At 46.0% G+C, this 17,609-nt stretch carries 11 protein-coding genes; 7 read left to right on the forward strand and 4 right to left on the reverse strand.

Features of this window, described 5'->3' with window-relative positions; translation table 11 throughout:
* The first annotated feature begins 324 nt into the window (after positions 1 to 324).
* The 6 genes from OB236_RS11445 (at position 325) to OB236_RS11470 (ending at position 12,242) form a co-directional block, all read left to right on the forward strand.
* Positions 325 to 1,284 carry an ABC transporter permease gene (locus tag OB236_RS11445; RefSeq protein ID WP_262684119.1) on the forward strand — a complete coding sequence of 320 codons (960 nt, stop codon included), beginning with the start codon at positions 325 to 327 and terminating at the stop codon, positions 1,282 to 1,284.
* A 1-nt stretch (position 1,285) separates the two neighbouring features.
* Complete coding sequence (locus OB236_RS11450; protein ID WP_262684120.1) at positions 1,286 to 2,158, forward strand: carbohydrate ABC transporter permease; 873 nt, start codon at positions 1,286 to 1,288, stop codon at positions 2,156 to 2,158.
* A 25-nt stretch (positions 2,159 to 2,183) separates the two neighbouring features.
* Positions 2,184 to 3,719 carry an extracellular solute-binding protein gene (locus OB236_RS11455; protein WP_262684121.1) on the forward strand — a complete coding sequence of 512 codons (1,536 nt, stop codon included), beginning with the start codon at positions 2,184 to 2,186 and terminating at the stop codon, positions 3,717 to 3,719.
* A 12-nt stretch (positions 3,720 to 3,731) separates the two neighbouring features.
* On the forward strand, positions 3,732 to 5,027 hold the full coding sequence (locus tag OB236_RS11460) for an FAD-dependent oxidoreductase (RefSeq protein WP_262684122.1): 1,296 nt from the start codon (positions 3,732 to 3,734) through the stop codon (positions 5,025 to 5,027).
* Between the two features lie 91 nt (positions 5,028 to 5,118).
* On the forward strand, positions 5,119 to 7,458 hold the full coding sequence (locus tag OB236_RS11465) for an AraC family transcriptional regulator (protein WP_262684123.1): 2,340 nt from the start codon (positions 5,119 to 5,121) through the stop codon (positions 7,456 to 7,458).
* A 59-nt stretch (positions 7,459 to 7,517) separates the two neighbouring features.
* Positions 7,518 to 12,242 (forward strand): Ig-like domain-containing protein, encoded by a 4,725-nt coding sequence (locus OB236_RS11470; protein ID WP_262684124.1) that lies wholly within the window; start codon positions 7,518 to 7,520, stop codon positions 12,240 to 12,242.
* A gap of 245 nt (positions 12,243 to 12,487) precedes the next feature.
* Here OB236_RS11470 and OB236_RS40045 read toward each other — a convergent pair whose 3' ends face one another.
* From OB236_RS40045 to OB236_RS11485, 4 genes are read right to left on the reverse strand one after another with little or no spacing between them, the layout of a single operon-like run.
* Complete coding sequence (locus OB236_RS40045; protein WP_408638444.1) at positions 12,488 to 12,694, reverse strand: CLC_0170 family protein; 207 nt, start codon at positions 12,692 to 12,694, stop codon at positions 12,488 to 12,490.
* A gap of 18 nt (positions 12,695 to 12,712) precedes the next feature.
* Positions 12,713 to 13,942: a Ger(x)C family spore germination protein gene (locus OB236_RS11475; RefSeq protein ID WP_317259333.1), complete on the reverse strand. Its 1,230-nt coding sequence runs from the start codon at positions 13,940 to 13,942 to the stop codon at positions 12,713 to 12,715.
* A complete protein-coding gene (locus OB236_RS11480) occupies positions 13,935 to 15,023 on the reverse strand; it encodes a GerAB/ArcD/ProY family transporter (RefSeq protein WP_262684125.1) in 1,089 nt (362 codons plus the stop codon). The genes OB236_RS11475 and OB236_RS11480 overlap by 8 nt, the downstream gene beginning before the upstream one ends.
* A gap of 1 nt (position 15,024) precedes the next feature.
* Positions 15,025 to 16,629, reverse strand: a complete 1,605-nt coding sequence (locus tag OB236_RS11485) for a spore germination protein (RefSeq protein WP_262684126.1) — start codon at positions 16,627 to 16,629, stop codon at positions 15,025 to 15,027.
* 558 nt (positions 16,630 to 17,187) lie between these two features.
* Between OB236_RS11485 and OB236_RS11490 the strand changes: the two genes are divergently transcribed.
* Positions 17,188 to 17,568: a MerR family transcriptional regulator gene (locus tag OB236_RS11490; protein ID WP_262684127.1), complete on the forward strand. Its 381-nt coding sequence runs from the start codon at positions 17,188 to 17,190 to the stop codon at positions 17,566 to 17,568.
* Positions 17,569 to 17,609 lie beyond the last annotated feature (41 nt).

Genomic DNA, 17,609 nt, shown 5'->3' on the forward strand with positions numbered 1-17,609 from the left:
CCTAACGCTTCCTCAACATGATGGGCTAAAAGACAGGCAAGAACTTCGGAACTGAAGTCTTTGCCTGTTATTTTGCGTGCATTGCTGCACGACTCCGTTCGTAGTCTGATCCTTATTAGTCGTATATAGGTCGAATTTTCCTAATAATGGATGAGTAAAAAGGATTACTTCGCATGTATTTAGGATTGGTAAGGGTTTGAAGCTGAGGCAAGTCCACAGATGTTTACAAGCAAATAAGATTATTTTAAGTTGCCCGGCTGTGTACTAAGATGATAGAGGATACGAACTGGCCAGTGTCCGTACACAAGTTTGGAGGAATGCACATTGAGCAAGGGAACTGCTGCTTCCGTTCAGGTGAGGAAGGAGGCTTACCTGAAAGTAAAGAAGCTATACACTGCAATTAGCAAAGACAGATGGATGTATATGATGCTGGTACCGGGGCTGTTCTACTTCCTTATATTTAAGTACCTGCCTATCGGGGGATTAGCCATCGCTTTTCAGAATTACCAGCCTTTTCTAGGATTTGCGGAAAGCAAGTGGGTCGGCTTTCATCATTTTAACCGCTTTTTTAGTGAATCCGATTTCTGGCTGTTATTGAAAAATACGACGGTCATCGGAGTCAGCAATATTGTATTCTTTTTTCCGCTTCCGATTATATTTGCCCTGATGTTAAACGAGGTAAAGTGTGTTGTTTTCAAAAGGTTCGTCCAGACCGTGACCTATCTTCCCCATTTCATGTCATGGGTAGTGGTAGTCAGTATCAGCTATATTTTGTTTACTACAGAGGGTGGTGTCGTTAACGATGTCATTGCTTCAATTTGGGGACAGAAGCTGAATATATTGGCGAGCCCGGATTGGTTTCTTCCGCTCTACATAGGACAGGTTATCTGGAAGGAATGCGGCTGGGGAACGATCATTTTTTTGGCTGCGCTCACGAGTATCGACCCTGAGCAATATGAAGCAGCCCGTATTGATGGTGCGAAGCGGCTGCAGCAGCTCTGGTACATTACGCTGCCGATGCTGCGCAGTACGATTGTGATTCTGCTGATCTTGAGGCTGGGCTCGTTTTTTGAAACCGGGTTTGAGCACATCTATAACATGCAAAATGCGCTCAATCGGAACGTGTCCGAAGTATTCGACACTTATGTTTATATGGTCGGCATCACTCAGGGAAGCCTGAGCTACAGTACAGCCGTTGGGATGTTCACATCCATAGTCGGTCTGGTTCTGGTGTATATATCCAACCGGATATCCAAAAAACTCGGCGAAGAAGGTATATTTTAATATGATCCACGAGAAATCGATAGGAAGCCGGATGTTTGATATCATTAATTACTTGCTGTTATTCGGATGTGCCGTAGCTACGATTGTACCCTTTATCCATATCGTTGCCGGCTCCTTGACGACTGCCGAGGGATTGCTGCAGAATAGCTTTGTACTGATCCCTACGGATTTTACGCTGGATGCGTACCGTTATATTTTTACATCCGACAGTATTGCCAATAGTCTGCTCATTACGATTTACATTACCGTGCTGGGAACGTTATTTAATTTGCTGTTTACGGTTCTGACTGCCTATCCGCTGGCACGAAATCCGATTATAGGCAAGCAGCTGATTCTTTTTCTGATCGTGCTTACGATTGTTTTTAGACCGGGCATGATTCCCAATTTCATCGTAGTGAAATCGGTAGGGCTGCTGGATAGCATCTGGTCGCTTATTATACCGAGCCTGATCAGCCCATTTTACTTGATCATTACCAAAAATTTCTTCCAGCAGCTCCCCAAGGAGCTGGAAGAGTCGGCCAAGATTGACGGCTATAATGATCTGCAAATTTTATTTCGCATCTTTTTACCGTTATCCAAGCCTATGCTGGCAACTTTCTCACTGTTTTATGCGGTAGCGAATTGGAATACTTTTATGCCAGCTTTGCTGTATATTAATGATGCCACGAAGTGGCCCATCCAGATTATTCTGCGCCAGATTGTGCTGTTGGCTGCCGGTGGGGCGGGTGCTGCGGATGCTGCTGGAGAGTTTGCTGTGCCACCGTCGGTCAAGATGGCTGTTATTGTGATTGCGACGCTGCCAATTATGCTGGTATACATGATGCTGCAAAAATATTTTGTCAGTGGTTTAATGGTTGGCTCTGTGAAAGGCTAATACAAATTCGAGAGGGGTTTTAAGCATGAACAAGGCAACAAAAAGAAAGAGGCTTACCCGACATCTGGCCATCGTTAGTACACTGAGTCTATCCGTAGGTATCTTGGCGGCTTGCAGCAGCACGGGAGCTCCGACGAAACAAGCTGACAGTGCGCCAGATCCGGTAGTCGAGAAAAAGAAGGAGCCGCTGAAAATTACGATGCTGAACGTATTTTATGAGGCGGAGGCCCCGAAGAAGGATAATCCGATTCTGCAAAAGGTACAGGAGTACACGAATACTGAGCTTAATATTACATGGGTGCCGAGCTCAGCTTACAATGATAAAGTCGCCACAATGATGGTAGCCAATGACCTGCCGAAGGTGCTCATGGTAACCAATGATAAGGATCCGCTGCTGCGCAACAGCATTCGTTCGGGAATGTTCTGGGAGCTTGGTCCTTACCTGAAGGCTTACCCTAACCTGAGCAGTAAATTATTGCCTGCACAGCTCAGCAATTCTTCAGTCGATGGCAAAACCTTCGGGCTGTATCGCACCAGGGATTTGGCGAGAAGAGCGCTTATTTTCCGTCAGGACTGGCTGGAAAATCTGGGTCTGAAGCAGCCGCAAACGCTGGATGAAATCTATGAGGTGCTGAAGGCATTCACCTTTAATGACCCCGATAAGAACGGCAAGGATGATACGATCGGTCTGGTGGATTACAAGGGCCTCGACAAAGCTACAAGTGTTGCAGGCTGGTTTGGTGCTCCCAATACGTGGAGTAAAGAGGGCGACCCGGATTTTACCACTGCTGCCTACATGAATATGCTGAATTTCTATAAAAGGCTGTACACGGAGAAAATCTTGAATCAGGATTTTGGAATTATGGAGGAAAGCCAGAAGCACGATACCTTCATGAAAGGCAAAGCCGGCGCGAAGCTTCATATATTGGGAGACCTTCAGGATATCGGCAAATTTGACCCGATGTTCAAGTTGTTTCCAACTGCCAAAATCGATGCGATTTCCCTGCTTAGTGGTACTGATGGCAATCGAAGCATCGCCGAGAATGGTTATACCGGTATTTTTCTGATTCCCAAAACAACGGTGAAAACCGAGGATGAGTTGAAGCAGATCCTCACGTATTTTGATAAATTGCTGGATAAAGAGATGCAGAATCTGCTCGTTCATGGGGTAGAGGGTGTGGAATATAAAACTGTGGAGGGCAAGGCCCAGAGGCTGAAGCCGGAGGACCCGACGAACCGCCGTGTCGGCTGGGAGCTGGGCTTGTACCGCGGAGATACGATTCCGAAGGCTGAGATGAGGGCCGAGGAGGTTAAAGCGAATAAAATGCTGCTGGATAACGAAAAGGTAGCGATCGTCAATCCATTTGCCCCACTGGATTCTGCCACTTTCCTGGAAAAGGGAGCCAAGCTTGCGAAGATGATCGATGATGCCAAAATCAAATACATCATGGGTGTTATTGATGAAGCGGGCTGGAAGGCAGTCATCGAGCAATGGCGCAAGGATGGCGGCGACAAAATGATTGCGGAATACAAGGCAGAATATGCCAAGCTGAAAAAGTAGGGAGAGAAGACGATGTTGGTGAGGGAACCTGAACATTTTGTACAAGAGCAAGGACGTGAAGTCGCAATTGTGGGTGATTATGATGTAGTCGTATGCGGCGGAGGGCCGGCAGGAATCGCTGCCGCTCTGTCTGCAGCCGGGCAAGGCATGCGGGTCATGCTGCTCGATGCTGGAGGCTGCCTCGGTGGCATCTGGACGTCCGGCTGCTTATCGGTCATTCTTGATGTTGAAGGCAAGGGGGGGATTCTTGCCATGATCAAATCGCGGTTGGCCGCGTTAACCGCAGTGCTGCCCAGAGGGAACAATGCCAATTTTGTTTATGATGTCGAAGCCTTGAAGGCTCTGCTGGAGGAGCTGTGCACGGAGGCGGGCATTGAGATTTTGCTTCATACGCGGGTAGCAGCCGTTCTTAAGGAAGGCAGCCGCATTCATGCCGTCATTACCGAAAGCAGCCAAGGGAGAATGGGCATCTCGGGCAAAGCATTCATCGATTGCACAGGTAATGGGGATTTGGCTGCACAGGCAGGCTGTGCCTTTAAGGTCGGGCATCCAGACACAGGCTTGATCCAGCCTGCAAGCATGCTTGCGCTCGTATCGGGTGTCCCTGACGCCTTCAGGCAAATGCAAACCTATGAGAAGAAAAGAGAGTTCAATGATTTCCTGAGTACAATCGGAATTGTGCCAAGCAATAAAGCTCCGACGATTATCGAGCTCCCATGGTCCGGGCTTTGCATCCTGTCGGTCAATCACCAGTTTCATGTGCATAGCGACAATATTTTCGATATTACTCAGGCTACGATTTCCGCCAGGAAGGAAATTAATGCGATTGTGCGGACTCTCAGGGAAAAGGCTGGCTGGTACGAGCTGCGACTTGTTACGACGCCAGACCAAATTGGTTTGAGGGAGGGACGGCGTATTGAGGGCGCTTATAATCTGAATCTGGCGGACATTATGTCCGGACAAACCTTCGAGGACGGAGTTTGCCTCGTTAAGTTCAAGGTAGACATCCATGCAATGGAGCCTGGTCAATCCCACGGTTATGGGAACGGGGGAATTGTAACCCAGCCCTATCAGATTCCATACCGCAGCCTGGTCGCGGATGGCGTGGACAATCTCGGCCTCGCCGGGCGTTGCATAAGTGGGGACTTCTACGCCCATGCCTCATATCGGGTTACGTCCAACGCGGTAGCTACCGGAGAGGCGATCGGCTTCGCCGCTTCAAAGGCTATTGCAAGCGGCAGTTCGTTCAGGGCTGTCTCGGGAGCTGAGATTTCGCTGGAAATGAGCAGGCGGGGCTACCAGCTATAAGGGATGTCCTTGGAGGCAGCAGTACATGGTATAATACACGTATAAAAGGCAGGGGAGCAGGGGCTCCAACTGGAACGCTGGGGGTCATAACTTGAGTCGTAAACGCACAAAAATTCTGGGGAAGCTGCGCTTATTTATTTTTATACTTGTAACCTTACCTGTGCTTGTCGTTAGCATTGCCTCCTATTACAGATCCTCTGATGAGATCGAAAAGAGAGTGGTCGAAGCGAATGTTAACGTGATGCAGCAAAAACAGATACGGATGGAGCAAACCTTAAGGCTGATTGATAATATGGTTGTTCCCTTTATCAAATCCTCGACTTACGGTACGGCTATGGAGCAGGAGCTGGCGTCATTCGATTTTCAGGTGTACGACCAATTGTTCGAGGGGATCCACAATTTGCAGCGATACCAGCTGCCGGTCGCGAATGTATATGTGATCAATCTGGACAAAAAGTGGGCTGTTGATAACCGTGGATCCTTCCGTCTGGACGATATTAGCAGCGATGAGCAAATTGCGCAATATATCAAAACCCCACGTTCCTATTACTGGACCTATGAGGAGAAAAATCGCAAAATTCCGCCGCGTGAGAACGGCTATGAGGCGATTGACGGCATTAGCCTGGTTGCCAAGGTGCCGATCAATTCACCGAATCCCAAAGGGCTGCTCGTCGTGCAGGTCCCCCGTGATGCCCTCATCGAGTTGATAGTATCAAGTGTAGGGGCAGGCAAGTCCGCCATCCTCGATGACAAGCGCAGGCCTCTACCTACAGAGGGGCTTGTCATTCTGGATGATCAATACCGGACGATCTACAGCGCAGACAGCTCGATGATCGGCAAGGATGTATCCTTCCTTGGCTACGTAAGCGCGATCAGCCAATCTCCTGATCCCAGCGGCTACTTTGAGACGAGGATTGATGGAGACGCGATGGGTATCAGCTATGGAAGGTCTAGCTACAACGGCTGGTATTACATTACCATGGTACCTATCGATGACATACGTAAGGATTCACGGTCCATTGGGTTGTATACAATTGTGGTCAGCGTCATTATTTTGTTGGTGGCATGGGTCACGGCGCTTAAGCTGACCGGGAGAATTTACAATCCGATCCAAAAGCTTTTTGATGCGATAAGAAGCAGGGACGGAGCCGAGCTGAACGCAGAGGATCGGGATGAATTACAGGGCATTTATGAGCGGTTTGATACGATGTCCAGAAATAATCTGCAAATGTCCAACGAGCTAAAGGATCAATTGCGATATATCCGTGAATATTATGTGCTGCGCCTGCTGAAGGGACAGCTGTCCAAGAAGAAAATCGAAGATCATCTTGGGCTCTTTCCCCACAGCCAGTCGTGGAAATGGATGAGTGTGCTCAATATTGATGTAGATAGCTTTGCCGAGAACGTATACAAGAAAACAGACACCGATTTGATTACTTTTGCCATCTATAATGTCGTGAATGAGATCGTTCCCTCTGATAATCAATTGTGCATTGTCATTCTGGATGAAGCGGTGCTGGTAGTTATAGGCGGCGGCCAGGATTCGCAGTCTTTGTTCAAAGCCTTCAAGTTATCGATTGGCAGCCAAATCCAGGATGCATTAAAGGATGTTCTGAAAATTAGCGTCAATATCGGGATTAGTGATACCTACCAAGGGCTGACTCATGCACAAAAGGCTTTTCAGGAAAGCATGGAGGCCTTGAAATACCGGATTCGTTATGAGGACGAGGCGGTCATTTGCATAGAGGAGGTTGGCTCAGAGAATTCATCCAGCATGGCGCTGCCGATCCAATTGGAGAATGAACTGATTTATGCTGTGAAATTCGAGGGTACGGGAACGGTAAAAGAATGCTTGCACCAGCTTGTAGCAGAAATCCGCAGTGCCGAGTTAACCTACAATGAATATCAATTTTGCGTATGCAAGCTGGTTGTCAACCTGATGAATTTGGTACCGGAGCCCGGTGTTTATTTTGCGGAAATTTTCAAAGGAAACTCCCCTCTTTTGGAGCAAATGATTCAGCTAAAGGCAAGCGACGAGCTGGAAAGATGGCTAATGGAGCAGATCATACAGCCGTTAACCGCGTATTTTGACGCAGGCAGAGGGACACCAAAGAAAAGAGTATCCATGAAGCTTATCCATATGATCGAAACCGAATACGACAGCGACCTGACCTTGGAGCTATGCGCCTCCAGACTGAGCTATTCACCCAATTATTTGCGCCGTTTGTTCCTGGAGGAAACCGGTATCAATTTCGGCGAGTATCTCGTTCGTTACAGGATGGATAAAGCCAAGCAGCTTTTGGTGGAAACCGATATGCGGATCGCGGACATCGCGGATAAGCTGAGATACAGCAATTCGCAAAATTTCACTCGCCAGTTCCGCAAGCAGGAAGGGACTTCCCCTGGCGAGTACCGCGAAGCCAACAAATGAGAGCAGGCAGGGCAGGGAAAAGAGCTCATATAAGAGTAAGATGAGGAGGAAGTAACGCAATGAATATAAAGCTTAAACAATTGTGGAGTGGATTACTCATAGCGTCAATGCTGTTTGGTATGTTCAATATCGCAATCAACGTCAGGGTATATGCTGATGGCGGTGGTGGAGGGGAGATTTATAGCGAAAATTTCAATACTTTTGCAACAGGTGCCTATCCAGGAACGATGGATGTACTGGCACCCAAAACCGGGTATACGGCTACCGTGGAGGAGTTGCCTGATGCGGGGGATAAGAGCCTGAAAATTGCCAGAAGCTTTGCGAATACAAGCGATTCCTTCTATGTGAACAAAACGTTCCCTAATCAAACGGGAAAGAAAGTAATCGAACTAAAAGTAAGCGCTTCCAGAACGGATATGATCCAATACATTCCTGTTTTGAGAGGACCATCCGGGGCAATCGCCCAGCTTGCTTTTTATAGCGACGGGAAAATCCGCGTCTATGCAGGGGGCTCATGGACCTCGTCGGCAGCTAATCTACAGAGCTATGCTGCAAATACCTGGTATGAAATCAAGCTTGTTATGGATACGGATACACAGAAGCTGGATATATACATCAATCAGGTTCTCAAAGCACAGCAGTTGAGCTTCCAGACGTCGCAGACGTCGCTTACACAAATCCAGCTGGGTATGTATAAAGGCAGTACGCTGGGCGCTTTATACATCGACAATATTCATCTTTACGATAAGCCGGCAGTGACCGGAGTTCCAGTTGGCGACCTGTTCAGCGAAAATTTCGACTCGTATACGGATGGTACCTATCCGCCGACATTGGATACAGCAGCACCAGTGACGGGATACGCAGCGGTTGTGAAAGAAATTCCGGATGCAGCGGATAAAAGCCTGAGGCTCGCAAGAACTGCTGCCAATCCAGAAGTATCCTTTTATGTAAAAAAAACATTGCCCAGTAATCTGTCAAGGGCGGCTATAACCTTCAAGGCGATGGCCTCGCAAACCGATGTGATCGGGTACATTCCCGTGCTGCGGGGACCTGACAATGCTATTATACAACTAGCCTTCTATAGCGATGGAAACATCAGGGTCTATCAGAACGGCTCATGGACAGCGACAGGGAATAGCTTGCTCGCCTATACGCCTGATACGTGGTACGACATTAAAGTGATCGTCGATGCAGTTGAGCAGAAGCTTGATATCCATATCAATGGCAGGCAGGTAAAGCAGCAGATGAGCTTTCAAACTGCCCAGTCTTCCATCTCGCAGCTTCAATTTGGCATCTACAAGGGCAGCAGTCTCGCCAGATTCGCAATTAATGATTTAAATATATATGCTTACAAACCTATGGTCAGCGCAGCGATTGAGCAGCAAGCACTGCATGTAGCGGTAGGAAGCAGTGAAACGATGCATGTAAGCCTGAATCCTGCAGAGGCGTTGTTTAACCGGATTCAATGGAGCAGCAACGATACTCAGACAATTCGTGTAGATCAGAACGGAATGGTGCAGGCGTTACAGGCGGGAACCGCTGTTGTAACGGCAACGGTAACGGACTCGGTCTACGCTTCCGTGTATAGCGCACAAGCTACCATAAGTGCCTACATTCAGCCAGCGACCAGTATTCAACTGGATACGTCTGCTTTCGTACTACCTGCAGGCTCGGACAGGAAGCTAAGCGCGGAAGTATTTCCCCAAAATGCGACCAATAAGCAGGTTGTATGGGTATCCGATAATACAGCGGTTGCAGTTGTGGACCAGAGTGGTAAGGTGACTGCTCTTTCTGCAGGTACGACGACAATCCGGGCTACGACGGTTAGCGGAAATATTAGCGCAGCCAGCACTATTGAGGTGATCGACCGACAGGTTCAGGCAAGCTACTACATCTCCCCGGATGGGAGTGACAGCAATCCGGGTACCGAGCTTTTACCCTTCAAGACCTTGGAGAAAGCCCGCGATACGGTCAGGTCTCTCAATAGCAGGATGACGGGTGATATTAACCTGTATCTGCGGGCAGGAACACATGAGCGGCTAACTACATTCCTGCTGGATGAGAGGGATTCCGGCAGCCAGGGCTATCGTATTGTGTACAAGGCTTATCCCGATGAACATCCCGTTCTTAGCGGAGGTAAGGTGATCACGGGCTGGGAGCTCTCCGACGTCGTGAACAATGTGTACCGTGCTCCGTCCTTAGGCATTACGACCCGGCAGTTGTATGTGGATGGTGTGAGAGCCGTGAGGGCAAGAAGCGAATCGGGTCTGGCCAATGCGGTCAAGACAGAAAGTGGTTTTACGACCACCGATACGTTTCTTGGGGGCTGGGAGCGCATCAGCGATTTGGAAATGGTGTTCCAGCGGGAATGGACTCAGCCGAGGGTAGGGGTTGACACCATCCAACTGACAGGTGGATTGGCTCAAATCCAGATGAAGGAGCCAGGCTGGTATGCAGCTACCCATAAAGGCGGCACTTCGATCAGCAAAGGGCCAATCTATTATGAGAATGCGTACGAGCTGCTGGATCGTGAAGGGGAATGGTATTTAGACCAAGCTGCCGGCTACTTCTATTACAAGCCGAGACCAATGGAGAATATGTCCTCTGCCCAGATTGTGGCACCTGTTCTGGAAGAGCTGGTCAAGATAGAGGGGAGTTCGCTTTCGGCACCGGTTCATGACCTTCATTGGGAGGGTGTTGGTTTTGCTTATACGACTTGGATGTGGCCCAGCAGTGCAAACGGACTATCCGATGCACAGAACAATCATCTGAGATATCCGGGCTCGGATGATATTCTGCCTACAGCGGCGGTAACTGTACAGCGGGCCCATCATATCGTATTTGAGCGGAATGAATTTGCGAAGCTGGGTATTACGGGCCTGAAGCTGATCGGTGGTGTCCAGGACAGCTTGGTTAGGGGAAATGCATTCTATGATATATCCGGTAGTGCGGTTAATGTGGGCGAGCCGACCAATAACAATGCGGCGATCTACAATCCCCAGGATGCAAGGCTGCTGATGCGCAATGTGGATGTGACCAACAATTACATCCATGATATCGGAGTCGACTATGCTTCGGCTGCAGCTATATCTGCCGGATTTCCAGTGGACATGGAGATTAGCCATAACCAGATTTTCAACATCCCCTACAGCGCTATTCACGTTGGCTACGGGTGGTACAATTACAATACTTCAGTCCTGAAAGAGGTCAGGATTCAAAACAATTATATCCATGACTTGATGGGAGCGGGGATTTTTGATGGGGGTGGTATATATACGCTTGGACATACCACAGGAACCATGGAGGAGCCGAATATCGTCTCAGGCAACTATATTCAGAACCAGATGGATAAGTATGCCGTTCTCTACGCGGATAACGCGTCCGATTATTGGAGCTTTGCGAATAATGTGATTGATCTCAAGGAGACGCCTGTCTGGCAGGGTGTATATGCAAGCTGGGCAATGGGCAAGGAGGTCAACCTGCGGTTTGATAATAATTATACAACGACGGGAAAATATGCAGACCCTTTGGGTGTTCAATTTCCGGTCACCCATACACACGTAGTTCCGGATGCCAACTGGCCGTTAGCGGCAACAGCCATTATCGATGCTTCAGGTTTGCAAGAAGCGTACAGGAATTTGGCTGATGGCAGCCTGGAGCGGGTATCCCTTCCTAATGTAGTGGAATTGGGCAGCAATGAGACCTACAGCTTGAATGTGCTGGCGACAAGAAGCAAAGGGCTGCCAGCGGATCTTAGCAGTGCCGTGATTTACTACCAAAGCAGCAATGAGAATATAGCCGCTGTTAGCCAGCAGGGTGTCATTACAGCGGGCCAAACCGGCAAAGCGCTCATAACGACCCATATTCGAATGGGGGATGTCATACGCAGCCTGAAAACCGAGGTCTATGTCAATGATGTCCTCAATATGATCAAATTCAAAAATGTAACAGGCAACGGGAGGAACATCATTCTGGGCGAGCCTTTGGAATTGGGAACCTACGGAACGACATGGCTTGGGCATGATGTAGAGCTGGAGGCAGTAGTCTACGTCAGCAATGATCCTGCTATTGCCGCAGTGGATCCGAATGGCATAATTACAGGTTTAACAGAGGGTACGGTTGCGTTGTCAGTATATGGGCATTACAACGGAGCAACCGTACAGCGAACATTGACGCTTGAGGTGATTCCATACAGCAGTGTAGAAGGGCTGGCACTCACGGCTTATCCAATCAATAGTGAGTTGCTGGATACAGACCATTGGAAGGTGTACGGTTCGGCCAGCACGCTGGATTTTGGCGATAACAGCGTAACGGTGGGTACTCCTAATGGACAGGCAACCTACGAAGGTACTGCCTTCGGGAATGAGCTGCTGAGCTTTAATATGAACATCATGGCCAATGGTGGCTGGGAGGTCATTCAGTTCAGAAATCAGCAAAAGGAAAGCTCCTTGCAGGATACATATGCTCTGGTCATCAAACCGGACCTTATTGAGCTTCAGCGGTTTAATAACGGGCAGCGGACTGTTATTTTTGGAAACGTCAACGGATTTACCAGCATAGGAGGAGATGCCTATTCCAACGATGTGCTTCCATTCAATCAAATCAACTATGTACAGGTAGGGGCACTGACAGAGGAGAATGGGGTTCGAATCGTACTCAACATTAATGGCGAGAACATCTTTTATTTTCTCGATAAGGAAACGGATCGTATTACCGAGCCCGGATACCTTTCGATTTACGCCAAATATGGTCAAATAGTATTAATAGCCGAATTCGTAGGATGAGGTTCTCACGATTCGTTATTTATTGACGCAAGAGTTGACCGATATGAGATGAAGAAAGGATATTCCACTACGCTTTGTGTACGAGCTGGGGGGCTTTCAAGTCGAACACGCTCAAAACAGTGTTAGTTGGAATGTCCTTATGATAAACAGATTTAAAAATAAGGTTTACGTGTCCATTAAAACCACACATACCATTAAAGTCAATGGATGCGTTATTTTCACCTCGCAGTAATAGAGATCAAGTTTCAGAGGAGAAAATTATAGACCCAATATCCTAAAAATGTAAAGATCCCTATTGAACAATTACACCATCCCAAAATTCGCGCTATCTTTTCCTCTTTAAAGAGCTGTTGTTTTTTGTATGATCCTGCTTCAAAAAGTAACAATATCAAGCCAGTCAAAATGAACAGGAGTTCAATATAACCGATATAACCAATCGTGAGATAATACACAAGATTCAATCCCCTTCTTTAAGTAGCTTTCATACCAACCCGCCGAATTCGAATTTCCATTTTAACGTCTACAGTCAGGTTTTTGAATTCCTCCTGCCACTTTTCCTCGGTTTTGATTTCACGATTCCAATATTCAGGTTCCTTAGCCCTGACGTATTCGCCGAAGCCAAAAATATCGGATCCAGCTCTCTGCATTTTTTCAATCAATTCTATGATTCCTTTTTCCGAGCCTTTGCTGATGTCATCTTGAATTTGTAAAATGGTCTTGTGTTCCTTTATTTTGAATAATTCATTGGATTTTTCTTCAATGTCTCCTTCTACCCGCAAATTCAAGTTGATATGGGGACGGCCATTTTTGATGCTGACCTTGGTTCTGGATTTTCGGCTGGTGGTTTTAAACATGATCGTATCAAAGGAATTGGGAAGATATTCATAGACATTGTATCCTCCTGTCTTGACTCCTGTTACTGCCATAAATAGGCCTATCTCCAGTGGCTTTGTTGCACCAATCATTTTATCCCCTCGGAAATAAGCAAGTCCAGAAATTTCCAAATTCTCCTCCTTTTTAATTTCAATATAAGGAAGAAAGGGCTCCTTGCCCCTGCTGGAATCGGCACTCCAGAATATGCCCAGAAAATCATTAGGCAGCTTCCCCATCCGTATTGCATTATCCATCATAGCCAATAAATACAGAGAGGGGACGCGCTCCAATTGAGGAGCTGCCTTCATAAGATCAGCTGCTGCACCTTTGGAAACAACCATCCAAGCTAATCTTCTGACTTCCGGACTACGCCTAAGGTAATCATTTAAATTTTGTACGCCGCTTCTGGCAATTTTTTCTGAAATTACAATGATTCGCAAATGTCCGAAAAACATCCGTTCCCCGAGCTGCTGCTGGAGTACCATCAATGCGTCGTCAATGGTGTACCCCTTGGCGCTGAGCACCCATACAGGTTTGTTCTTCCCTGTGCCGCTGCTCTCACCTGGTCCCAGAGGTATCCGTCCTGGGACTGCTATTTGTACAGTCACTTGTATCATGCTTCTGGGCGGCTTTGGGAAAGCAGATTTAATATGTGTAACCTCACTTTCATCTTGTTTGTCCACAGCTTCATCAACGGAAATTCCAAGGACTACCGCACGTTCTTCGATTTCCATTCGATCCCAGCACCCAGTCAGTAGGGGGATGAATATTGAAAAGAGAATGAATAGTTTAATTTGGAACCAAGAGTTAGGAATCAATTCAATCACTCCTTTTATTCCAGATGATGGATATTAACAGCAGCAGACCCGGATAAACAATTGTAATACATAATCCAATTTGACCAACAATATTAATGATTTCGTATAGTTGTATAACATTTTGCGGTAGCATCGCTATCATAGTGATAAAGGGAAGAATGAAATAGCTAAATATCTTATGCGTATGTAATCGAAATATTTGAGTCATGGATTGAATGGTCAGATAAAAACCGGAGAAAAGTGTTGTGAATACAGCTGTAACCCAAACTGCCAGAAAGGCAGCATCCAATCGTTCCAAAATGTTAGCTGGCAATGAAGTGGTTTTTGCCAATTCCAGTGTAGGCCATAGCAGCTTATTGATTTCTTCCGCACCAAATACTGCTACTGAAGCTACAACAATGGAGAGATAGAGGCCTGTTGCTATTCCCATTCCCCATAGGCTTGCCTTCATCGCTTTTTGTGGTTGGCGCATAAACGGTATGATTAATGTCAAAATAAAGGACCCCTGAAATAGTGCAGAAAGCGTCAATATACCTTTCAGTATTCCACTCGGATGGTTCCCCCAAATAGGCTGTAAATTGATCAGATCCGCATTTTTTAGAGACAAAGCTACGATTAACAAACCAGGGGCCAAAATAAATGGCAAATAAAACAGATGTATATAAGAAAAGGTACGTATATCATTGCGCGAAGCAATAGTCGCGAGCAGAAGCATGACGATAACAGTCACTTCTATCGGTGTTTTTTTCAATACGGATGTAATGACAACTTCTCCGAATTCACGAGAACCGAGCGCTGTCAATAAGGAGAAAAAAATGATAATAAATATATTCCCAATAGCTGCCGGCCATTTCCCGATGATTTCCTCACTGTATTGAATGAACGTCTTACTAGGGAAGCGCATACCGAGTACGGCTATGAAGGTAAGTCCGATAAGACCAAGTAATGCACCAAGCAAGGTGATCAAGGGAGCACCTGTATCAGCAACTCTCACGCCATAGAGTGGGAGCCGCAATACCCCGACACCAACAATTGTACTAGTGATAATTGCTGCCACCTGGATATTCGTAACCTGCCGTGGATTGTTCATCTTACTTATCCTCCTCTTGATTTCCCATTTTCGACGGATCCAGAGCATTATCAGAATTCTGTAGAACAATTTGTTTCATATCCGGTCCTAATCGGTCAGTATCCAAAGGGAAAAGAGCGGGAGGTCTTTTCTTCATCCACCAAAACGGAGCTCTGATCACCAAATCCTTCAATCCTTGAATATTCCAAGGAATTGCTGGTGTCATATAGGGAACTCCGAATGATCTTAAGGACAACAGGTGGTTACAAATCAGAATTAATCCAACAACTAAACCATAAAGCCCAAAAATCCCTGCGAGAAAAATGAGTGGAAATCTAAGCATCCTTAATGCAAACGCGGCATTATACGCGGGGGTTGCAAAGGATCCGATCGTGGTAAGTGCAATCGCAACAACAGTGATTGGGCTCGCAAAGCCCGCCGCCACCGCTGCCTGACCGATAACGAGGACACCGACAATGGATAAGGCACCACCAACCTGCTGTGGCAAACGAATTGTCGCTTCCCGTAAAACCTCCATGGAAACCTCCATAATTAATATTTCCACAACAGCTGGAAAGGGAACCCCGGCTCTACCTCCAGCAACGGCAACGGCAAATTTGGTCGGAATTAATTCCGGATTAAAAGAAATGATGGCCACATATAGAGCCGAAAAAATCAAAGAAAAAACAAGAGCCACTACACGAGCCATTCGGACAAAGCTTCCCTGAAGATACCGCGTCGTATAATCTTCAATGGATTGATAGAAAGAACTGAAAACGACAGGGGCTATTAACGCGAAGGGAGAACCGTCTACGAGAATAGCCACCCTCCCTTCCAGCATATTGGCTACTGTTTTGTCTGGACGTTCTGTATTCATAATCTGTGGAAAGGGTGAGAAATGATTATCTTCGATAAACTGCTCCAGATAACCCGCGTCCAGGATTCCATCAATATCTATGGCAGATAGACGTTTATTCACTTCCTTAACTAACTCGGGATTAACAATCCCTTCCAAATAGCATACAGCAACCATTGACTTGGTCTTAGTCCCGATTTTCGTAATATTAACACGAAAATCGGCAGTCGGCAGTCGGTAGCGGAGCAGGCCCAGATTTGATATGAGGGGTTCGATGAAACCTTCTCGTGGGCCTTGTATGACTTGCTCAGTCTGAGGCTGCTCGACAGCCCGTTTATCTACAGTTCGCGATCCAATCAATAAGGCCACATCCATACCTTCAACTGCAACCACAGTCTTTCCTTCCAAAATCGCTTCAGCAATATGGCCCAAATATCTCTCAAACTTGCTTTGGCTATAGAAAAGTGCTTGATCCGATATGATATTTTTTAACACGGAGATTTCGATTTTTTCGTTCTGTAGATGCTCCGGTACATACATAAGGGGTTTCATAATTTCTTGATTGATCATGACTTGATCAGTCAACGCGGAAAAATAAAATATAACGGCTGGAAACTCCGAGAATACCTTGAAGCGACGAATGATAAGGTCATCATTTTGTCCCAATAGATTATTGATAAAAGAGACCACTTCCTCTATGGAACCATTCAGAGTGATGTCTTTGTATTGATTCAGTATTTGCTCGGGTTCAGACTTTTCTTGGTCATGCATGGGTTCCCTGCGCGTAGGAGTGGATCGTGTTTGCTTTGGCGTTTCCTTTGATTTCTTAAGTAACCATTTCAAAATAGACATTTTTTTTCACGCTCACTTTTGTCCCAAATATCAATGAATTCCGGGTTATTGTGAATAATTAATTTTCATCATTATTTATAATTTTCTATATCGTATATTTTTATCCAATTATACAAATTTAAAGTTTGCTTCATGCTATCACAGATTACTATTCGTTCTTTGGAATTCGTCTTATTTTGATGTCTTTATGTCCGGGGCCACCTCTGCCGCAGTATTTGTTTCAAGAGCCACTGAAGAACAGGTTCCATCACTTTGGAGCTCTGCAAAAAACACAACATCCATTGACTGTACTCCAAGCAGTTTGATTTGTTCTTCCAGCCACTCGAGATTCAATTGCAGATCCTTTAATGAAAACGATATGTGTTGCATTAAAGTGCACTTTAAGGTCTATAATAAAACCTGATAGATTACAGTAAAGTAATAGTTAGTAATAATAAGGAACAAAATAATAAAAAGATTTATGGAGGGTACAGTATAATGGAAATTCATATAAAAGAAGCAGCAGAAAAGATAGGATTGCCTACACATACACTCCGATATTATGAACAAGAGGGTCTTCTACCTTTTATAAAAAGAGATGAAAATGGAAATCGTATTTTTAACGAAGGGGATATATTATGGTTAGAGCTTATTGTATGTTTACGGAAAACTGACATACCTCTTTCAGAGTTACGTACGATAGTGGAATTAACAAAAGAAGGAGATAGCACAGCCTCGCTACGCAAACAGATATTTGAAAAACATAAAGAGAAAATGATGGAGAAACAAAGAGACTTGGATAACGCTTTTATAAAAATTGAATCGAAAATTGAATACTACGATGAACTAGAAAAGAAGTACCACAAAGAAAAAGCTTAATTTTCAAAAAAACCTTGCCTTAAAGTCAACATTAAGGATTA

The organism is Paenibacillus baimaensis (assembly GCF_025567575.1).